The following is a 19,459-nucleotide window of genomic DNA, read 5'->3' as shown; positions in this document are numbered from 1 at the left end:
ACCCGACTGCGCCCGTGAACCATTGGGGCGCACCGGGTTTCGGCCTCGTCAGTCCTCCGGGTTGTAGCCCAGGTTGGGCGCGAGCCAGCGCTCGGCCTCGGCCAGGGTCCAGCCCTTGCGCCTCGCGTAGTCGGCGACCTGGTCCTGCGCCAACCGGCCGACCACGAAGTACTGCGATTGCGGGTGCGAGAAGTACCAGCCGCTGACGGCCGCACCGGGCCACATCGCCATCGAGTCGGTCAGCTCGATTCCGGTCCGCTGTTTGACATCCATCAACTCCCAGAGCGTCGCCTTCTCGGTGTGCTCGGGGCAGGCCGGGTAACCGGGAGCCGGGCGGATACCGACGTAGCGCTCCGCGATGAGCGCATCGTTGTCGAGCTGCTCGTCGGGCTGGTATCCCCAGAACTCCTCGCGGACCCGCTGATGCATCCGTTCGGCGAATGCCTCTGCCAGCCGGTCGGCGAGCGACTCGAGCAGGATCGCGCTGTAGTCGTCGAGGGCCGCCTTGAACTCCATGATCTTGTCCTGGCTACCGAGCCCCGCGGTGACGGCGAAGGCCCCGACGTAGTCGGCCAGACCGGTGCCCTTGGGCGCGATGAAATCACCCAGCGACTTGTTCGGGACGCCGTCGCGGTGCTCGCCCTGCTGGCGCAGGTTGTGCAACGTGGTCAGCACCTCGGTACGGGTGTCGTCGGTGTACACCTCGATGTCGTCGCCGACCGCGTTCGCCGGGAAGAACCCGATCACCCCGTTGGCGCGCAGCCATTTCTCCTTGATCAGGGTGTCGAGCATCTCCTGGGCGTCGTCGTACAGCTTGCGGGCCGCCTCGCCCGAGGCCGGGTTGTTGAGGATGTCGGGGAATCGGCCCTTCATCTCCCAGGCGTTGAAGAACGGCTGCCAGTCGATGTACTCGCGCAGTTCGGCGAGGTCGTAGTCATGGAATTCGCGCACGCCGACGCCCTGTGCGGGCACCGGTGGCGTGTAGCCGTCCCACTCGATCGGGGTGCGGTTGGCGCGGGCCTTCTCCAGCGTCACCGTCGGCCGCTCGTTCTTCTGGGCGTGGCGTTCGCGCAGGGATGCGTAGTCCTTCTCGGTGGCCTCCAGCAGAGCCGGCCGTTGCTTGTCGTCGAGCAGCGCGGCCGCGACCGGCACCGAGCGGGACGCGTCCTTGACCCAGACCACCGGACCGCTGCGGCGCGGCGAGATCTTGACGGCCGTATGCGCGCGGGAGGTGGTCGCGCCACCGATCAGCAGCGGGATCTCCAGGCCCTCGCGTTCCATCTCGACGGCGAAGTTGACCATCTCGTCCAGGGACGGGGTGATCAGGCCGGACAGCCCGATGATGTCGGCCTTGTGTTCCCTCGCCGCGTCCAGGATCTTGCTCGCGGGCACCATGACGCCGAGGTCGATCACCTCGAAGTTGTTGCACTGCAGCACAACCCCGACGATGTTCTTGCCGATGTCGTGGACGTCGCCCTTGACGGTCGCCATCACGATGGTGCCGTTGGTGTCCTTGGAGTCGGCCGTGCCGTTCTGTTCCTTCTCCGCCTCGATGAACGGCAGCAGATAAGCCACGGCCTTCTTCATCACCCGGGCCGACTTCACGACCTGGGGCAGGAACATCTTGCCCGAGCCGAAGAGGTCGCCGACGACGTTCATGCCGTCCATCAGCGGGCCCTCGATCACCTCGATCGGCCGCCCGCCGGCGGCGGCGATCTCGGCCCGCAGCTCCTCGGTGTCGGCATCGACGTGGGCGTCGATGCCCTTGACCAGGGCGTGGGTGATGCGCTCGCGGACCGGGAGGGTACGCCACTCGGCCGCCCCTTGATCCTCTTCCTTGCCCGAGGCCTTGTTGAACCGTTCCGCGATCTCCAGCAGCCGTTCGGCCGCGTCCTCACGACGGTTCAGGACGACGTCCTCGATGCGGTCCCGCAGCTCGGGGTCGATCGAGTCGTAGGGCACCAGCGCACCCGCGTTGACGATGCCCATGTCCAGACCGGCCTTGATGGCGTGGAAAAGGAACACCGCGTGGATCGCCTCGCGGACCGGATTGTTGCCGCGGAACGAGAACGACACGTTCGAGATACCGCCGGAGATGTGGACCCCGGGGAGGTTTTCCTTGATCCACGCGCAGGCCTGGATGAAGTCGATCCCGTAGGTCGCATGCTCCTCGATGCCGGTCGCCAGCGCGAAGCAGTTCGGGTCGAAGATGATGTCCTCGGCCGGGAAGCCGACGTCTTCGGTCAGGATCCGGTAGGCGCGCCCGCAGATCTCCTTGCGGCGCTCCAGGTTGTCGGCCTGTCCCTGCTCGTCGAAGGCCATCACGACGACGGCGGCACCGTACTTGCGGCACAGCCGGGCCTCGCGGACGAACTTGTCCTCGCCCTCCTTCATGGAGATCGAGTTGACGATCGGCTTGCCCTGCACGTTCTTCAGACCCGCCTCGATGACCTCCCACTTGGAGGAGTCGATCATCACCGGGACGCGGCTGATGTCGGGTTCGGCCGCGATCAGCTTGGTGAAGCGATCCATCGCGGCGACGCCGTCGATCATGCCCTCGTCCATGTTGATGTCGATGACCTGCGCACCGACCTCGACCTGCTGCAGGGCGACCGACAGCGCGGTGTCGTAATCCTCGGCCTTGATCAGGTTCCGGAACCGCGCCGAGCCCGTGATGTTGGTGCGCTCGCCGATGTTCACGAACAGCGAGTCCTCGGTGATGTTGAGCGGCTCCAGGCCTGCCAAACGAGTGGCCACCTCGACCTCGGGAACCTTGCGCGGCGGCACACCCTCGACGACCTTGGCGATCTCGGCGATGTGCGCCGGCGCCGTGCCACAGCAACCGCCGACCATGTTGACCAGGCCGGCCTCGGCGAACTCGGCGACGTAGCCGGCCTGACGCTTCGGCGTCTCGTCGTATTCGCCGAAAGCGTTGGGCAGCCCCGCGTTCGGGTAGCAGGAGACGAAGGTGTCGGCGATGCGCGCCATCTCGGCGATGTAGGGCCTCATCTCCGGCGCACCGAGGGCGCAGTTCAGGCCCACCGCGATCGGCTTCGCGTGCCGGATCGAGTTCCAGAAAGCTTCGGTCACCTGGCCGGACAGTGTCCGCCCGGAAGCATCGGTGATGGTGCCCGAGATGATCACCGGCCACCGACGTCCCCGCTGCTCGAACAGCGTCTCGATGGCGAACACCGCGGCCTTGGCGTTCAGCGTGTCGAAGATCGTCTCGATGATGAGCAGGTCGGCACCACCGTCGACCAGGCCGTTGACGGCTTCGAGGTAGGCGGCGGCCAGCTGGTCGTAGGAGACGTTGCGGGCCCCGGGATCGTTGACATCCGGCGAGATCGACGCAGTCCGCGTCGTGGGCCCCAGCGCCCCGGCGACGTAGCGGGGCTTGTCAGGCGTGCTGAACTCGTCGCAGGCGGCCCGGGCCAGGGCAGCGCCGGCGTAGTTCAGCTCGTAGCTCAGGTCCTCCATGCCGTAGTCGGACAGCGAGACGGCGTTCGCGTTGAACGTGTTGGTCTCGAGGATGTCGGCGCCCGCCTCGAGGTACTCGCGGTGGATCCCCTCGATGATCTGCGGCTGCGTCAGGTTGAGCAGGTCGTTGTTGCCGATGAGATCGCTCGGCCAGTCCTTGAACCGTTCGCCGCGGTAGCCGGCCTCGTCCGGGCGGTCCCGCTGGATCGCGGTGCCCATCGCACCGTCGATCACCATGATCCGCTGGCGCAGAGAAGCTGTGAGTTCCTCGGTGGAATCCGGGCGGATGTTCGGCTCAAGGGCAGTCACATGCGTTCCTTCCGTAGCGGAAGGCGTCCTTGACTCTGCCGAGCGTGGCGGAAACGGGCAAGAACCCGGAACCGTTGCAACGCCTCTCGACCAGAAGAGTCTACGTCGTCATCCGACAGACGTGTGGACGCCCAACTCGTCGCCGCGATCGACCCGGCCCGCGTGGGGATCGCGATATGAAACAGCGTAGTCGGTCTATCAAACACCGCTGTTCGACGCGGCGGCGACCCGCCCGCACAACGGACTCATCGGCACCCGCCAAGGCTTACGCTGAGGGTGTGACACCGTCGTATCCGACCGCCGGCCGGCCGCTGAACCTGCCCGAATTGAAGGACGCCACCATCGTGGCCGCCTTCGAGGGCTGGAATGACGCCGGCGACGCGGCCAGTGACGCACTGGACCACCTGGATGCGATCTGGGAAGCCCAACCGATCGTCGAGATCGACGACGAGTCGTACTACGACTATCAGGTGAACCGCCCGGTGATCCGCCAGGTCGACGGCGTGACGCGGGAACTGGTCTGGCCATCGATGCGGATCTCGCACTGCCGGCCCCCGGGCAGCAACCGCGACGTGGTGTTGATGCACGGCGTCGAACCCAACATGCGCTGGCGCACCTTCTGCGCCGAGTTGCTGGCCATCGCCGACAAACTCAACGTGCAGACCGTGGTGATCCTCGGCGCGCTGCTGGCCGACACCCCGCACACCCGGCCGGTGCCGGTGTCGGGTTCGGCGTACTCAGCCGATTCCGCGAAGTTCTTCGGCCTCGAAGAGACCCGTTACGAAGGCCCGACCGGGATCGCCGGGGTATTCCAGGACGCCTGCGTGCAGGCCGGTATCCCGGCGGTCACCTTCTGGGCCGCCGTGCCGCACTACGTCTCGCAGCCGCCCAGCCCCAAGGCGACCGTGGCCCTGCTGCGCCGGGTCGAGGACGTGCTCGACGTCGAGGTGCCGCTGGCCGACCTGCCGGTGGCGGCCGAGGAGTGGGAGCAGGCTGTCACCGAGATGACCGCCGAGGACGAGGAGATCGCGGAGTACGTCGCCTCGTTGGAACAGCGCGGCGACGCCGAGGTCGACATGCACGAGGTGCTCGGCAAGATCGACGGCGACGCGCTGGCCGCGGAATTCGAGCGCTACCTGCGGCGTCGCGGCCGATGAATTCCCGATTCCCGCCGAGCGGCCACTTGGTGCACGGGATACTGCCGGATCACGTGTCATAACTGGCCGCTCAGCGTCGAAAGGCCCCTAACTCTCCGGCTTCTCCAGCGCCTCGATGCGGGCACTGGTCGAACGGCCCAGCGCGGCGGCTTCGGCGTCGAGTTTCGGCAGCAGTGTCGGGGTGAACTTGAGGATGTCGCGCTCGGCCAGCGGCGTGGTGACGAACGGCCGGATCCAGCGGAACGCCCCGACCCATGCCGGGCTGTAGATGCGCTTCTTGCGTCCCTCGATGCCCTTGACGAAGGCCGCGCCACAGGCGTCGACGGTGGTGGTCCGGTTCAGTGGCGGGGGCAGCTTGGACAGCATCTCCCGGAACGCCGACAGATCCGACTTGGCGTCCTGCACGAGCGGGGTGTCGATCCAGCTCATGTGTGCCGAGCCGACGTCGACGCCGCGGTGCGCCACCTCCAGGCGCAACGTGTTGGCGAAGTACTCGGCGCCGGCCTTGGATGCGTGATAGGCGGCCAGTCCGGGTGCCGAGGTGAACGCCGCCAGGGAGGACACCACCAGCACGTACCCGCGACGCTCGATGACCGCAGGCAGCGTGGCGCGCACGGTGTTGAACACCCCGGTCACGTTGATGTCGACGACCCGCTTGAACGCCTCCGGGTCCACCTGCAGGACCGAGCCGAAGCTGGCGATACCGGCGTTGGCCATGACGATGTCGATGCCGCCGAATCGCTCGACGGCGGCATCGGCGGCCTTCTGCATGGCGGCCAGATCGCGCACGTCGGCCAGCGCGGTCAGCACGTGCTCCTCACCGAGTTCGGCGGCCAATGCGCTCAGCGGCGCCTCGTCGAGGTCGGTGAGCACCAGTTTGGCGCCCCTGCGCCGCAGCCTGCGGGCCACCTCGGCGCCGATGCCGCGGGCACCGCCGGTGATGAAGACGACTTTCCCGTTCACAGAACCCATGGCGGCAACGTACCGCACCGGGGCGCAGCCGACGAGACCTAGAGCTCAACCCCCAGCAGCGCGTCCACCAGGTCGGCGATCTGCCGCGGCGCTGCCGTGTCATGGCCGCCGTAGGTCAGTGCGTCGGTGCACCAACCATCCAGTGCGGCAAGTGCTTTCGGGGTGTCCAGGTCGTCGGCGAGGTACTGACGCACCCGGGCCACCACATCGGTGGTGTCGGGCCCGGCGGGCAGCGCGGCGGCGCTGCGCCAGTGCGCGAGCCGGGCATTGGCCTCCGCGAGCACCTCGTCGCTCCAGAACCGGTCCGAGCGGTAATGGCCGGCGAAGAGCCCGAGACGGACCGCCGACGGATCGACGCCGTCGGCGCGCAGTCTCGACACCAGCACCAGGTTGCCGCGGCTCTTGCTCATCTTGTGCCCGTCCCAGCCGATCATGCCTGCGTGCACGTAGTGGCGGGCGAAACGCCGCTCCCCCGTGACTGATTCGGCATGCGCGGCGGAGAACTCGTGGTGCGGGAAGATCAGATCGCTGCCGCCGCCCTGGATGTCGAGGCCCGAGCCGATACGGGTGAGCGCGATGGCGGAGCACTCGACATGCCAACCGGGCCGGCCTGCACCGAAGGGTGACGGCCAGCTGGGCTCACCGGGCCGCTGCGCCCGCCACAGCAGGGCGTCGAGCTCGTCCCCCTTGCCGGCGCGGTCCGGGTCACCGCCGCGCTCGCCGAACAGCCGGAGCATGGTCTCGCGGTCATAGCCGGACTCGTAACCGAACTGCACGGTGGCGTCGGCGCGGTAGTACACATCGGGATATTCGGGGTCGTCGACCACGTAGGCCGCACCCGAAGCCAGCATCTTCTCCACCAGCTCGACCACCTCGGTGATCGCGTCGGTGGCCGCGACGTAGTCGTGCGGCGGCAGCACCCGCAGGGCGCTCATGTCGTCGCGGAACAGCTGGGTTTCCCGGTCACCGAGGTCACGCCAGTCGATGCCGTCGCGGTCGGCCCGCTCGAACAGCGGATCGTCCACATCGGTGACGTTCTGCACGTAGTGCACGGTGTGTCCGGCGTCCAGCCACAGCCGGTGCACCAGATCGAAGGTCAGGTAGGTCGCCGCATGCCCCAGGTGGGTGGCGTCGTACGGGGTGATGCCGCACACGTACATGGTGGCCGTCGGCCCGGGGGTCACCGGACGTACCTGCCGGTCGGCGCTGTCGTACAACCGCAGTTGCGGACCACGCCCCTCCAGCACCGGGATTGACGGTGCCGACCACGATCGCATGGTCTCGACTCTAAGGTGCTCGCTCAGGACGGCCTCCCGCCGGTCGGTCCCGCACAGTTCTCCCGAGTCAGACAACCGCGCGGACAGTTTCATTCCCGCATTCGCAACATCCACCGAATCGCCGCGGTGAATGCTCACCGGGCCACCCCGATCGCCTCCAGCAGAATCGGCGCCAGCTCCTTGCGGCACATGACGAAATCGGGCAGGTACGGGTCGGCACGGTTGTAGCGCAGCTCCGACCCGTCCAGCCGGGACGCGTGCAGGCCCGCGGCCAGCACCACCCCCGCGGGTGCGGCCGAATCCCACTCCCACTGCCCACCCGCATGGATGTATGCGTCGACGTCACCGCGCACCACGGCCATCGCCTTGGCCCCGGCCGAGCCGATGCGCACCATCCGGAAGTCGAGCTGCTCGCGCATCCGCCACAGCACCGCAGGGGGGCGATTCGAGCTCGCGGTGATCAGCAGTGGGCCGGGCCGCCGCGGGCCGGGCGGGGTGACCGTATCGCTGCGGTACACCTCACCCCGGGCGGGCAGGGCCACCACCGCGTCGGACAGGCCGCCGTCGACCCCCACCGACCGCTGCCACAGGGCGATGTGCACCGCCCAGTCCTCCCGGCCAGGCAAGGAGAATTCGTGGGTTCCGTCTACCGGGTCGACGATCCAGACCCGGTCGGCCTCGACGCGGGACAGGTCGTCGACCGCCTCCTCGCTGAGCACGGAATCACCGGGGCGGGCCTGGGCCAGACGCTCCAGGATCAGTGCGTTGGAGCGGCGGTCGCCCTCGTCACCGAGGTAGTAGGGATCGTAGAAGCCGACCTCCTCGCGCACGGCCAGTAACAGCTCACCGGCCTCCTTGGCCACTGCGGCAGCCAGGTCGGCGTCGGTCGCGTGCACCGACCAAGTATCGGTGGCGCACCGAATTGGTGCGTTGGCGGGGCCGGTTGCACCAGTAAGGTGAGGTCCCGCCGCCGCTACAGAGGAGATTCATGACCGAGCAGACGCCTGTCGACAACCTGTCCGACTCGTGGCGCTGGAAATTCGATTTCTTCCACACCTACGGTCTGCCCGGCTCAAGCCCCGAAGCCAAGGCCGCCTACCGCAATCTCAGCTTCATGGCCAAGCTGCGGCTCACCTCCAACATCCTGGCGTTCCTGTTCGGCCCGATCTACTTCTTCGTCAAAGGCATGTGGCGCAAGGGATTGACACTGTTGGGAATCGCGATCGCCGCGGGAGCGGTGCTGGCGATCCTCGATGTCAGCGACGCGATCGGGCGGTCCGCCGGAATCGCCATCGGGGCGCTCGCGATGTCGACGGCGAACTACGCCTACTACCTGCACGTGGTGCGCGGTAGCCAGTCGTGGAATCCGTTCGAGGGGTTCGGGCGGGCCCGCTAGAAGGCCGGCCACGGGATCGGCCGGTGCCTATCGGGCGTCGGCATCACCGGATTGTGCAGTAACCCAAGGACTCTCGACCGCAACGCGGCGATCTCGGCTTCGGTGATGTGTGCGCACAACTGCTCCGCGAGGCCGGCGAACCCGTCCCGCAGCGCGGCGATGTCGGCCAGGGTGTCGTCGTCGACAGGCTTGCCGGCCCAGCCCCACAGCACCGTCCGCAGCTTGTCCTCGACGTGCAGGCTCACGCCGTGGTCCACGCCGTACACGGCCCCGTCGAGACCGGCCAGGATGTGCCCGCCCTTGCGGTCGGCATTGTTGATCAGCACATCGAACACCGCCATGCGGAACAGCCGGGGATCGTCGGCATGCACCAGCGTCACCTCGTCGCCGGCGTAGTCGTAGGCCTGCAGGATCGGCAGGAACCCCGGCGGGAGGTGCCCGGCAGGCAGCAGGTCCACCAGATCGGGACCCGAACCGGGCTGGTCCCCCACCTGGTCCCCGGGTTGGTCCACCCACAGCTGCAGCATCCCGGGCCCGGCCGGACCATCCCGAATAATGGTGCGGGGCACAATGTTCCAGCCCAAGGCGGCCGACACCAGATACGCACTCAGTTCACGGCCGGCCAAGGTGCCGTCGGGAAAATCCCACAGCGGCGCCTCACCCCGGATCGGCTTGTACACACAGTGCACCTGCCGGTCACCCAGGTTTGCCTCGCAGAGGAAAGTGGCGTTGCTGGCCGACCGGATTCGGCCGATCACCGTCAGTTCGCCGTCGGCCAGTACCGCACCGTCGTCGGTATGGCCGTCAGGAATCTGCGTCATCTTCGGACCCGGCCACCTCGCCGCGGCGATAGCCGTTGGTACGCACGCAGATGTGACCGTCGGGGTCCAGCGGCTCATCGCACAGCGGGCAGGGCGGGCGGCCGGCGGAGATCACCCGGTTGGAGCGGGTGGCGAACTCCCGCGCCGACTCAGGGGTGAGGAACACGCGCACGGCGTCCGGGCCGTCCTCGGCGTCGTCGAGGACCACCGACGCGTCGAATTCGCCTTCGGAGACCGCGAGCAGCTCCACCACGACGGTCTGTGCCTCCGAATCCCAGCCCAGTCCCATCGTCCCGACGCGGAACTCGGCGTCGACCGGGGTGACCAGCGGCAGCAGATCACTCACCTCGCCGGTGTCCGGCGGGATCGGGGTGCCGAAACGGCGGTTGATCTCGGTCAGCAGGGCAGCGATCCGCTCCGCCAACACGGCGACCTGCTGCTTCTCCAGGATCACCGAGATCACCCGCTTGTCGTGGACAGCCTGCAGGTAGAACGTCCGGTTACCGGGTTGGCCGACGGTCCCGGCCACAAAGCGGTCGGGAGTGCGGAAAACATGAATTGCGCGGGCCATGGCACCTTCCAAAATACCGGTAGCGAAGCCGCGGGTCAGTTGGTGGACCCACCCACCACGGCGTCGGTGGCGGGTTTGGCCGCCAGTCCGGCGCTCAACTGGGCACCGGTGTGGTTGATGTGCATCACGAACGGGCGCACCTCGGTGTAGCGGATCACGCTCATCGACGCGGGGTCTGCCGTGATGCGCTGGAACCCGTCCAGGTGCACACCCAGAGCGTCGGCGAGCACCGCCTTGATCACATCACCGTGGGTACAGGCCACCCACAACACGTCGGCCCCGTGCTGTTCGGCGAGCGCGCGGTCACGTTCCCGCACCGCGGCCACCGCCCGGGCCTGCACCTGAGCCAGCCCCTCACCATCGGGGAACACCGCGGCGCTGGGCTGCTGCTGTACGACCGCCCACAGCGGCTCCTTGACCAGCTCGCCGATGGCGCGGCCGGTCCAGCTGCCGTAGTCCACCTCGGTGAGCCGGTCATCGACGATGGGTTGCAGGGCGAGCGCCTCGGCCAGCGGCGCCACCGTGCGCTCGCAGCGCAGCAAGGGCGAGTGCACGATGGCGGTCACCGGCAGTTCCCCGATACGCGCGACCAGGCCGGCGGCCTGCTCGACGCCGCGCTCGTCGAGGTCGACACCCTCGCTTCGGCCCGCGAGCGTATGCGCGGTGTTCGACGTCGAACGGCCGTGCCGCAGCAGGATCACCGTCATATCGACTCCTCCGTCATTGCGCGGCCACCACTCCGGTACCCAGCAGTGCCAGCACCACCACGCCGAGCACCACCCGGTAGCCCACGAACCAGTACATGCTGTGGGACACCAGGAATTTCAGGAACCAGGCGATCGCCGCGAAGCCGACGACGAACGCGATCACGGTGGCCACCGTCAGTTGCGCTCCGCTGGCACTCATTCCCTCCCCGACCGGGTGGAACGCATCGGGCAGCGAGAACAGTCCCGACGCGAACACCGCGGGAATCGCCAGCAGGAAACCGAACCGGGCCGCCAGCTCGCGCTCCATGCCCAGGAAGAGCCCGGCGCTGATGGTCGCGCCGGAACGCGACACGCCCGGCACCAGGGCCAGACACTGGGCCAGGCCGACGATGATGCTGTCGCGCCAGGTCAGCTGCTCGACGCGGCGCACCTGCCTGCCGTAGTACTCGGCCGCGGCGATCACCGCCGAGAACACGATCAGCGCCGTGGCCACGATCCACAGATTGCGTGCGCCGGTACGGATTTCGTCCTTGAACAGCAGCCCGAACACACCGATCGGGATGCTGCCGATGATCACCCACCAGCCCAGCCAGTAGTCGGCAGACCGGTGCACCGCGTTGAACAACCCGCTGAACCAGGCCTTGATGATGCGACCGATATCGCGGGCGAAGTACACCAGCACCGCGAGCTCGGTGCCCAGCTGGGTGACCGCTGTGAACGAGGCGCCCGCGTCGTCGTCGAAGAACACCCGCGAGGTGATCGCGAGGTGCCCCGAGGACGAGACCGGCAGAAACTCGGTGAGCCCCTGGACAATCGACAACACAACCACTTGCAGCCAGGACATGGCACCGACGTCAGTCACGACGACGACCGTACCGTGGCGACCTGGCTGCGATGCGTCAGCGAGCGGTGCGCGAAACCGGCTGCGCGTCGGCCACCGCGTCGCGCACCGTTGCCGACAGACTGCGTTCATCAGTCAGGTCGATGTCGGTCAGTTTGCGGGTGGCCACGGCCACCACGTCGTCGTCGAGCGGAACCGGGCCGGACAGCCGCGGGCGGTAGACCTCGATCATGAGCTGCTGACGTTCGATGTGGAACGAAAAACTCCGGCCGTCGCCAACTTGGCCAAACCCACTGGCGTGTACACCAGTGGAAATATCCTCCATAGCAAACTCTCGGTTACCCAGTTCCCGGTCTGCGGCGAGGGTCATGATCGAACCATACCTCGACTTATGCCGCGTTGGTTGCAGACGCGACCATTTCCGGCCGATGGCCATGCCTAAACTGGATTCCTGCACGTCACCGACCGTCCATTTCCGATCGAGAGCCATCCGTTGCGCCCAATCCCCGCAGGTCAGCCAGTTCGCGCCGGCCTCCTCGCGCTGGCCCTGCTGCTCACCGCGGGCTGCACGTCCAACCCCGCCGATGCCCCGCCGCCCACCATCGAACCCGCTCAGGCTGCGGTTTCACCCCCGGTCGCGGCCGCGCCGGACGGCGAGATCCGGGAATTGCGCGGTCACGCAGCGAGCTCCGTGTTCGATCCAGCAACCAGCACGCTGGCCGTGCTGACCCCCGGGCCGGAAGGGCAGGCAACGCTGAGCCTGCTGGCCGCGGGCAAGGCGGCACGTGACGTCACGTTGATGCCCGCGGCCACGGCGCTCAGCGTCGACGGCAAGGGTGACATCCTGGCGTCCACCCGGGGCGGATACTTCCGGGTGGACGTGGCGGCAGCCAAGGCCAGCAAAGTCGACGTGGACGGCGCAAATGGCGTGGATTTCACCGCCATCGCCCTGCGCGCCGACGGCAATCCCGTCCTCGGCAGCGCCGACGGAGCCGTCTACACATTGGGCAGCGACCACACCGTGGCCGCCCGGCTCAAGATCTTCGCCCGCGTGGATTCTCTTGTCACACAAGGAAACACCGCGGTGGTGCTGGATCGTGGGCAGACGTCGGTGACGGCCGTCAACCCCGACGGGACCAAGGCCGCCCAGGCCCTGCGAGCCGGTGAAGGTGCCACCACCATGGCCGCCGATCCGCGGGGACGGGTCCTGGTCGCCGACACCCGCGGCGACGAGCTCCTGGTGTTCGGCACCGACCCGCTGATCATGCGGCAGCGGTACCCGGTGCCCGCGGCCCCGTACGGTCTGGCCGGGTCCAGCGAACTGGCCTGGGTGTCGCAGACCGCGGCAAACACGGTGATTGGTTACGATCTCTCCACCGGCATACCGGTGGAAAAGGTGCGTTATCGAACCGTGCAGCAACCGAACTCCCTGGCCTACGACGAAAAGACCGACACCCTCTACGTGGTGTCCGGCTCGGGAGCCGGTGTGCAGGTGATCCGCACTGCGTCGGGCCGCCGATGACCACCATCCAGCAGGGCCGCATGCCTCCCGGATGGGACAAGGTCGTCGCCGAGGACCGTTCCGAGGAATACGACTGGATACCGTTGCGGCTTCCGCCGGATGTCACCAGGATCAGCGCCTCGATCCGCTTGTCGATCGAGGCCGAGTACCGCGGCTGGGAACTGACCCGGGTGCGGGCCTATACAGATGGGAGCCGACGGGTGCTGTTGCGCCGCAAGAAAACCGCGTCATCCATGCCGGGCACACCCCAGGCGCCTTCGCTGTGATCTACGCGGCTCTGCGGCGGGCACTGTTCCTGGTGCCGCCGGAACGAATCCACCTGTGGGTATTCGCGCTGCTGCGCACGGTCACCGGCCCGGCATTTCTGCGTCGGGCCCTCGCGCGACGGTTGGCCCCCACCGATCCGGCACTGGCCAGCACGGTGTTCGGGGTGCGCTTCCCGGGCCCGATGGGGCTGGCCGCCGGGTTCGACAAGGATGGCCGCGGCCTGCAGACCTGGGGCGCGCTCGGTTTCGGGTATGCCGAGGTCGGCACGGTCACGGCCCAACCGCAACCGGGTAACCCCGAGCCCCGGCTGTTCCGGCTGCCCGAGGATCACGCGCTGCTCAACCGGATGGGGTTCAACAACGAGGGCGCCGGTGCGCTCGCCATCCGACTGGCCCGGCACACCCCCGACGTGCCGATCGGGGTGAACATCGGCAAGACCAAGCTGACCCCGGCCGAGGACGCGGTGGCCGACTACGCCGAGAGCACCCGTTTGGTCAGCGCATTGGCCGCCTACGTCGTCGTCAACGTCAGCTCACCCAACACCCCCGGGCTGCGGGATCTGCAGGCGGTCGAATCGCTGCGGCCGATCCTGGCCGCGGTCAAGGCCGAGACCGACAAGCCCGTGCTGGTCAAGATCGCCCCTGACCTCTCCGATGCCGACATCGACGAAGTCGCGGATCTGGCCGTCGAATTGGGATTGGCGGGGATCGTCGCCACCAACACCACCATCTCGCGGGACGGGCTCGCCACGCCCGGTGTCGCTGACCTCGGCACCGGCGGGATATCCGGACGCCCGGTGGCACACCGGTCCCTGCAGGTGCTGCGCCGGTTGTACCGCCGGGTCGGTGGCAAGCTCGTGCTGATCAGCGTCGGCGGCATCGAAACCGCCGACGACGCCTGGGAACGGATCACCGCAGGCGCCACCCTGCTACAGGGCTATACGGGGTTCGTCTACGGCGGCGGACTGTGGGCCAAACAGATCCACGACGGCATCGCCGAGCGGTTGAACGCCGGCGGATTCGCGTCGCTGAGCGACGCGATCGGCTCCGGCGTCCACTGAGTCGCTACTCCAGACCCGCGGTGCCGTCAGGTTTGACGGTGACCTTGGCGCCCGCGATGTCCTCACGGATGCTGGCCTCGGCCTGGGACAGGTCGGGAACGACCGCGAGCGCCCGGCTGCCGCTGGGAGTGCGGACGGCGACGAACACCTTCTCCGGCTCACCGTTCCGGTTGAACGGAGTGGTCCAGGTCTCCACCGTTCCGGTGCCCGACCAGCCGTCCTCGGCCACCACCGTCGGCTCCGCATCGACCTCGGATTGCACATCCTCCCAACGGAATTGCGTCCGAGGAGGTTCGGTGCTGTAGACGCCGAAGCTGTGCTTGCTCAGATAGCCGCCGTTGGCGGTGATCAGGCCGACCTGACCGGGGTTGGCCGTCAGCCGTTCGGCCATGGTGGCGATGGAGTGCGACACGTAGTTGTTCCAGGGTCCACCGGCGAAGGTCAGGCCGCCGGTCACGGTCAGCGGGCGCTGCGGATCGTCGAGCGCCAGCCCCAGTTCCCTTGCGGCCACCTGGACCGCCGACGGGAAGCACGAATACACGTCGACCGCCGCCAGATCGTCGATACCCACACCGGCGAGCTCCAGCACCCGGCGGCCGGCGATCCGGATGGCCGGCGACCCGGAGAAACTGGCCCGTTGCCCGATCAGATAGGTGTCGTGCGCATCGGTGCCCGCGTACGGGAAAACCCAACGCTCCCTGGGGATCTGTAGCTCCGTCGCCTTCTGCACCGAGGTCAGGATCAGGACGGCGCCCTGGTCGACCATGTTGTTGGAGTTCATCAGCTTGGTGTACGGCCAGCTGATCATCCGGTTGGACGGACCCGGCTGCCAGATCTCGTCGGCGGGTACCGACTCCCGGCTCCAGGCATGCGGATTGGCTTCGGCCACGTGGCTGAAGCGCGACCACAGCTCACCGATCCGTCGGCGGTGGCCATCGGAGTCCTCCCCCGCCGCGATCCGCAGGGCCTGCTCGAACATCGGGTAGACATGTGACGGCGCCACCAGGCCGATCCGGATCTCGGCAGGCCCGGCCATCTCGAACTCCGGGTCACTGGGCGCCTGCGGCACCGAGGCGTCCTGCTCCGTTCCGGTCAGCCGCTCGCCGCGTGACTTCAACCGGCTTCGGGTACGCCAGGTCTCGCCCCCGGCGATCAGCACCACCTCGTTGCGGCCCTGCTGGATGTCCAGGCAGGCCTGGTTGACCAGCGACTGCGGCACGTTGCCGCCGACCGGTGTGTACCGGGTCGCGGCATGGGGCGCGCCGATCCGCTCGGCGAGCAGCAGACCCGGGTCCCGGTAGCGCAGCGACAGCAGATTGACCACCCGGACGGCGTCGACCGCTTCGAGCACCGCGGCGCCGGCAGCAGCCCGGGCGGCGGCCTCCATCAGGTCGACCGGCTCGCTGTCGGGGTTCTCGTCATGCTGGTTGACCTGGCCGTAGCCGACCAACACCGGGGTTCTGGGGTCAAGTGCCACTTGTGAATTCCTATTCTGCCGCCGGGCCGACCCGGTAGATCGACTTCAGATTCTGGTAGGCGGCCAGTCCTTCGGGGCCGAGTTCACGGCCCAGCCCGCTGGCCTTGACGCCGCCGAACGGCGCCGCGATGTCCAGTTGGTAGTCGTTGACGCCGACCGTGCCGGTGTGGATGGCGCGAGCGATGTCGGTGGCGCGCTCGGCATCGGCGGACCACACCGTTCCGCCCAACCCGTACTCACTGGCGTTGGCCAGGTCGATGGCCTGCTGCTCGGTCTCGTACGGGATCACGGCGAGCACCGGGCCGAAGATCTCCTCCTGGGCGATCCGCGCCGAGTTGTCGACGTCGGCGAACAGCGTCGGCGACACGAACCAGCCGTCGGGCTGGTCGGCCGGAATCCCGCCGCCCGCAACAAGCCTCGCGCCGTCGGCCTTGCCTGCCTCGATATAATCCAGCACGCGGTCCCGTTGGCGTGAGCTGACCAGCGGCCCCACGTCGGTCGACTTGTCCAGTGGGTCACCCACTTTCAACCCGGTGGTCAGGGCAGCCAGCGCGTCGACCACTTCGCCGTAGCGGGATCTCGGGGCCAGGATCCGCGAATTCAGGTGGCAGGTCTGCCCGTTGTTGACGAACGACGCGTTCTTCAGACCCTTGACGGTGGTGTCCAGGTCGGCGTCCTCGAGGATGACCGCCGCCGACTTCCCACCTAATTCCAGGGTGACCGGCCGCAGCAGCCGGCCGCACTCCTGCGCAATGAGCCGCCCGACAGCGGTCGACCCGGTGAACGACACCTTGTCGACGCCAGGGTGCGATACCAGGAGCGCGCCGGTGTCGGGGCCGCCGGCGATGACGTTGAGGACCCCCGCGGGCAGCCCGGCCGCCAGCGCCGCCTCAGCGAAAATCAATGCGTCCAAAGCGGTTTCCGGGGAGGCCTTGAGCACCACGGTGCATCCGGCGGCCAGCGCGGGGGCCAGCTTGAACGCGGCCAGGGCCTGCGGGTAGTTCCACGGCACGATCGCGCCGACTACGCCGACCGGTTCGCGCCGCACGATGGTGTGCCCGATCGCGGCGGGCCGAATCTCCTCGGCGGCGGTCTGGGTGACCAGCCCGGCGTAGTACCGCAGCAGTCCCGCGGGAAAGAACCCGTTGGCCCCGCGCGACAGCCGGATCGGCATGCCGTTCTCCCGCGTGCACAGCTCATCGGTCGACGACGCCCGGGCCAACAATTCGTCGGCCAACCGGCCCATGGCGGCGGCTCGATCAGCAGGCGGCGTCGAAGCCCAACCGGGCAGCGCGGCCCGCGCGGCGGCCACTGCCGCGTCCACCTCGGCCTCACCGGCGGCGGCGCCATCACCGAGCCGCGAACCGGTGGCGGCTTCCAGCACCGGCGTGGACGCCGCCGCAGCCCGGAACCGGCCCCCGATGAAGACCTGTGCCCCATCATCGACAACGGTCATGCCGGACTCCTTCGACGCTTCGGTAAGGCGGGCCCATCACCACGTCATCGCGACGCCGTGATGGGTCCACCTTCGCGCGAGCGGGCCTGCGCTGTAAACGACGAGCAGGGAAATCCCTGCGTGAGCGATCGCGACATCTAGTCGCGCTGCATCTGCTACTTCTGCTCGTAGGTGCCGTGGATGACGGCGCGGGCGATGGCCTGGCCGAACAGGTTGAAGCCGAGGTAGGCAGGCGTCGCGCCCTCGGGCAGTTCCAGCGATTCCACCGGCAGCGCGTGCACCGCGATGTAGTACCGGTGCGGGCCGTGACCGGCAGGCGGGGCCGCACCCAGGTAGCGCTTGAGGCCCGCATCGTTGGTCAGCGTGACGGCCCCACCGGGCAGCTCGCCGCCGTCGCCGGCGCCGGCGGGCAGTTCGGTCACCGTGGCAGGCAGGTCGGCCACCGCCCAGTGCCAGAAGCCCGAGGCGGTCGGGGCGTCAGGGTCGTACACCGTGACGGCGAAACTCTTGGTCTCGGCTGGGAAGCCGGACCAGCTGAGCTGCGGCGAAACGTCGGAACCACCGGCGCCCATGATCCCGCTGACCTGGTCGTTGGCCAGTGGCTGACCGTCGGTGACCGATTCTGAGGTCAGGGTGAACGTCGGCAGCTTCGGCAGGTTGTCGTACGGAGATGCGGTCATGGTTCCCTCTCGTCGTAGCTCGTATCGTCGTGCGGTCAGCAGTTCCGCAAAAAGTGTTCCAGAACGCCGGCACCGAACTGCAGCGCGTCCACCGGCACCCGCTCATCGACGCCGTGGAACAGCGCCGCGAAGTCCAGCTCCGGCGGCAACCGCAGCGGGGCGAACCCGAAGCAGCGAATCCCCAACCGCTGGAACGATTTCGCGTCCGTCCCGCCCGACATCATGTAGGGCACGGTGCGGGCTTCGGGATCGAGCGCCAGGATCGCCGCGTTCATGGCGTCCACCAGATCACCGTCGAACGTCGTCTCGTAGGACGGCAGATCCCGCTCCCAGCTGCGGGTGACATCGGGACCGATCAACTCGTCGACCTCACGCTCGAAGGCCTCCTTGCGGCCCGGCAGCACCCGGCAGTCGATCACCGCCTCCGCCGACGCCGGGATCACGTTGGCCTTGTAACCGGCCTTGAGCATGGTCGGGTTGGCCGTGTCGCGCAGTGTCGCCGACACGATCCGCGCCACCCCGCCGAGCTTCGCGATGGTCCCTTCCAGATCCGGCGAGTTCACGTCGAAGGAGTAGCCGGTCTCCTCCGCCACCGCCGTCAGGAACTCCTCGACCGCCGGATTGAGCACCAGCGGGAATTCATGCCGGCCCAGCCGGTCCACCGCGCCTGCGATGGCCGTCACGGCGTTGTCGTCATGCACCATCGAGCCGTGACCGGCGCGGCCCCGTGCCGTCAGCCGCATCCAGGACAGGCCCTTTTCGGCGGTCTCGATGAGATAGAGCCGACGCTCGCCGCCGTCCTTGCGGGGCACGGTCAGGGAGAACCCGCCGACCTCGCCGATCGCCTCGGTCACGCCGTCGAACAGGTCGGGTCGGTGGTCCACCAGCCAGTTCGCGCCGTAGGTGCCGCCGTGCTCCTCGTCGGATACGAAGGCGAACACCAGGTCGCGGGGCGGGACGATGCCGGACCGCTTGAAGTGCCGGGCCACCGCGAGGGTCATCCCGACCATGTCCTTCATGTCGACCGCGCCCCGGCCCCAGACATAGCCGTCCTTGACCGCACCGGAGAACGGGTGCACGCTCCAGTCGGCGGGCTCAGCAGGCACGACGTCCAGGTGCCCGTGGATCATCAATGCGCCACGGCTGGGGTCGGTACCGGGCAACCGGGCGAACACATTGCCCCGGCCGGGCGCCCCGGCCTCGACGTATTCGGTGGTGTAGCCCACCTCACGGAGCCGGTCGGCCACCCACTCGGCGCAGTCCGCCTCGGGTTTGAGCGTCGCCGGGTCACCGGTGTTGGAGGTGTCGAATCGGATGAGCGCACTGACGAGATCGACCACCTCGTCCGCGCTGGAGGCGGGGACAGTCACAAGGTCCATTGGTACCACCGATTCGCTCCGGGACACCGGTTTGGGTCTTGGGCACCCGATCCGATAACCTTAGGCGCCCGACCCCGAGTGGTCGGTCGA

At 68.1% G+C, this 19,459-nt stretch carries 18 protein-coding genes; 5 read left to right on the top strand and 13 right to left on the bottom strand.

The genetic code is table 11. From position 1 onward, the window contains the following. Positions 1-48 precede the first annotated feature (48 nt). Positions 49-3,786, bottom strand: a complete 3,738-nt coding sequence (gene metH / locus G6N57_RS18745) for a methionine synthase (protein WP_077741083.1) — start codon at positions 3,784-3,786, stop codon at positions 49-51. A gap of 278 nt (positions 3,787-4,064) precedes the next feature. On the opposite strand from metH, the gene G6N57_RS18740 reads away from it, so the two are divergent. Further along, positions 4,065-4,943 carry a PAC2 family protein gene (locus G6N57_RS18740; RefSeq protein ID WP_077741084.1) on the top strand — a complete coding sequence of 293 codons (879 nt, stop codon included), beginning with the start codon at positions 4,065-4,067 and terminating at the stop codon, positions 4,941-4,943. An 87-nt stretch (positions 4,944-5,030) separates the two neighbouring features. Here G6N57_RS18740 and G6N57_RS18735 read toward each other — a convergent pair whose 3' ends face one another. The 3 genes from G6N57_RS18735 to G6N57_RS18725 form a co-directional block, all read right to left on the bottom strand. Beyond that, positions 5,031-5,915 (bottom strand): SDR family oxidoreductase, encoded by an 885-nt coding sequence (locus tag G6N57_RS18735; protein WP_077741085.1) that lies wholly within the window; start codon positions 5,913-5,915, stop codon positions 5,031-5,033. A 38-nt stretch (positions 5,916-5,953) separates the two neighbouring features. Then, positions 5,954-7,192 carry a cysteine--1-D-myo-inosityl 2-amino-2-deoxy-alpha-D-glucopyranoside ligase gene (gene mshC, locus G6N57_RS18730; protein WP_077741997.1) on the bottom strand — a complete coding sequence of 413 codons (1,239 nt, stop codon included), beginning with the start codon at positions 7,190-7,192 and terminating at the stop codon, positions 5,954-5,956. Between the two features lie 134 nt (positions 7,193-7,326). Next, positions 7,327-8,088 carry a 3'(2'),5'-bisphosphate nucleotidase CysQ gene (locus G6N57_RS18725; protein WP_077741086.1) on the bottom strand — a complete coding sequence of 254 codons (762 nt, stop codon included), beginning with the start codon at positions 8,086-8,088 and terminating at the stop codon, positions 7,327-7,329. 92 nt (positions 8,089-8,180) lie between these two features. Between G6N57_RS18725 and G6N57_RS18720 the strand changes: the two genes are divergently transcribed. Next, on the top strand, positions 8,181-8,588 hold the full coding sequence (locus G6N57_RS18720; RefSeq protein WP_077741087.1) for a DUF2628 domain-containing protein: 408 nt from the start codon (positions 8,181-8,183) through the stop codon (positions 8,586-8,588). On the opposite strand, the gene G6N57_RS18715 is transcribed toward G6N57_RS18720, so the two are convergent. The 5 genes from G6N57_RS18715 to G6N57_RS18695 are packed head-to-tail and all read right to left on the bottom strand — an operon-like array spanning position 8,585 to position 11,898. Beyond that, positions 8,585-9,409, bottom strand: coding sequence for an Rv2133c family protein (locus G6N57_RS18715; RefSeq protein ID WP_077741088.1), 825 nt, complete (start codon positions 9,407-9,409; stop codon positions 8,585-8,587). The genes G6N57_RS18720 and G6N57_RS18715 overlap by 4 nt on opposite strands. Then, positions 9,393-9,980: an Rv2134c family protein gene (locus G6N57_RS18710; RefSeq protein WP_070188695.1), complete on the bottom strand. Its 588-nt coding sequence runs from the start codon at positions 9,978-9,980 to the stop codon at positions 9,393-9,395. The genes G6N57_RS18715 and G6N57_RS18710 overlap by 17 nt, the downstream gene beginning before the upstream one ends. Positions 9,981-10,015: 35 nt before the next feature. Then, complete coding sequence (locus G6N57_RS18705) at positions 10,016-10,687, bottom strand: histidine phosphatase family protein (RefSeq protein ID WP_077741089.1); 672 nt, start codon at positions 10,685-10,687, stop codon at positions 10,016-10,018. Positions 10,688-10,700: 13 nt separating this feature from the next. Next, a complete protein-coding gene (locus tag G6N57_RS18700) occupies positions 10,701-11,531 on the bottom strand; it encodes an undecaprenyl-diphosphate phosphatase (protein WP_077741998.1) in 831 nt (276 codons plus the stop codon). A 55-nt stretch (positions 11,532-11,586) separates the two neighbouring features. Further along, the gene (locus G6N57_RS18695; RefSeq protein WP_077741090.1) at positions 11,587-11,898 is read right to left on the bottom strand and encodes a hypothetical protein; all 312 of its coding nucleotides are present in this window, start codon (positions 11,896-11,898) and stop codon (positions 11,587-11,589) included. A gap of 123 nt (positions 11,899-12,021) precedes the next feature. On the opposite strand from G6N57_RS18695, the gene G6N57_RS18690 reads away from it, so the two are divergent. The 3 genes from G6N57_RS18690 to G6N57_RS18680 are packed head-to-tail and all read left to right on the top strand — an operon-like array spanning position 12,022 to position 14,377. Then, positions 12,022-13,050, top strand: a complete 1,029-nt coding sequence (locus tag G6N57_RS18690) for a YncE family protein (protein ID WP_077741091.1) — start codon at positions 12,022-12,024, stop codon at positions 13,048-13,050. Then, entirely contained in the window at positions 13,047-13,316 is a 270-nt protein-coding gene (locus tag G6N57_RS18685; RefSeq protein WP_077741092.1) for a DUF5703 family protein, read from the top strand. Before G6N57_RS18690 ends, G6N57_RS18685 begins: the two co-directional genes overlap by 4 nt. Continuing rightward, positions 13,316-14,377 carry a quinone-dependent dihydroorotate dehydrogenase gene (locus tag G6N57_RS18680; protein WP_174814573.1) on the top strand — a complete coding sequence of 354 codons (1,062 nt, stop codon included), beginning with the start codon at positions 13,316-13,318 and terminating at the stop codon, positions 14,375-14,377. Before G6N57_RS18685 ends, G6N57_RS18680 begins: the two co-directional genes overlap by 1 nt. A 4-nt stretch (positions 14,378-14,381) precedes the next feature. On the opposite strand, the gene G6N57_RS18675 is transcribed toward G6N57_RS18680, so the two are convergent. From G6N57_RS18675 to G6N57_RS18660, 4 genes are all read right to left on the bottom strand, one after another. Beyond that, positions 14,382-15,854: an acetyl-CoA acetyltransferase gene (locus G6N57_RS18675; RefSeq protein WP_077741094.1), complete on the bottom strand. Its 1,473-nt coding sequence runs from the start codon at positions 15,852-15,854 to the stop codon at positions 14,382-14,384. 10 nt (positions 15,855-15,864) lie between these two features. Further along, positions 15,865-17,310: an aldehyde dehydrogenase gene (locus G6N57_RS18670; protein ID WP_097925878.1), complete on the bottom strand. Its 1,446-nt coding sequence runs from the start codon at positions 17,308-17,310 to the stop codon at positions 15,865-15,867. Between the two features lie 155 nt (positions 17,311-17,465). After that, positions 17,466-17,990, bottom strand: a complete 525-nt coding sequence (locus G6N57_RS18665) for a YbhB/YbcL family Raf kinase inhibitor-like protein (RefSeq protein ID WP_077741096.1) — start codon at positions 17,988-17,990, stop codon at positions 17,466-17,468. Positions 17,991-18,025: 35 nt separating this feature from the next. Beyond that, a complete protein-coding gene (locus tag G6N57_RS18660; protein WP_077741097.1) occupies positions 18,026-19,369 on the bottom strand; it encodes a M20/M25/M40 family metallo-hydrolase in 1,344 nt (447 codons plus the stop codon). Positions 19,370-19,459 lie beyond the last annotated feature (90 nt).

The organism is Mycolicibacterium boenickei (assembly GCF_010731295.1).
Taxonomy (GTDB): Bacteria; Actinomycetota; Actinomycetes; order Mycobacteriales; family Mycobacteriaceae; genus Mycobacterium; species Mycobacterium boenickei.
The sequence above is the reverse complement of the archived record's forward strand: the minus strand, read 5'-3'. Positions and strand labels throughout refer to the sequence as shown.

Excerpts from the sequence above, each read along its gene's own strand:
- G6N57_RS18735 (WP_077741085.1), bottom strand. The coding sequence starts at position 5,915 with ATGGGTTCTGTGAACGGGAAAGTCGTCTTCATCACCGGCGGTGCCCGC.
- mshC (WP_077741997.1), bottom strand. The coding sequence starts at position 7,192 with ATGCGATCGTGGTCGGCACCGTCAATCCCGGTGCTGGAGGGGCGTGGT.
- G6N57_RS18720 (WP_077741087.1), top strand. The coding sequence starts at position 8,181 with ATGACCGAGCAGACGCCTGTCGACAACCTGTCCGACTCGTGGCGCTGG.
- G6N57_RS18715 (WP_077741088.1), bottom strand. The coding sequence starts at position 9,409 with ATGACGCAGATTCCTGACGGCCATACCGACGACGGTGCGGTACTGGCC.
- G6N57_RS18710 (WP_070188695.1), bottom strand. The coding sequence starts at position 9,980 with ATGGCCCGCGCAATTCATGTTTTCCGCACTCCCGACCGCTTTGTGGCC.
- G6N57_RS18705 (WP_077741089.1), bottom strand. The coding sequence starts at position 10,687 with ATGACGGTGATCCTGCTGCGGCACGGCCGTTCGACGTCGAACACCGCG.
- G6N57_RS18700 (WP_077741998.1), bottom strand. The coding sequence starts at position 11,531 with ATGTCCTGGCTGCAAGTGGTTGTGTTGTCGATTGTCCAGGGGCTCACC.
- G6N57_RS18695 (WP_077741090.1), bottom strand. The coding sequence starts at position 11,898 with ATGACCCTCGCCGCAGACCGGGAACTGGGTAACCGAGAGTTTGCTATG.
- G6N57_RS18685 (WP_077741092.1), top strand. The coding sequence starts at position 13,047 with ATGACCACCATCCAGCAGGGCCGCATGCCTCCCGGATGGGACAAGGTC.
- G6N57_RS18670 (WP_097925878.1), bottom strand. The coding sequence starts at position 17,310 with ATGACCGTTGTCGATGATGGGGCACAGGTCTTCATCGGGGGCCGGTTC.
- G6N57_RS18665 (WP_077741096.1), bottom strand. The coding sequence starts at position 17,990 with ATGACCGCATCTCCGTACGACAACCTGCCGAAGCTGCCGACGTTCACC.
- G6N57_RS18660 (WP_077741097.1), bottom strand. The coding sequence starts at position 19,369 with ATGGACCTTGTGACTGTCCCCGCCTCCAGCGCGGACGAGGTGGTCGAT.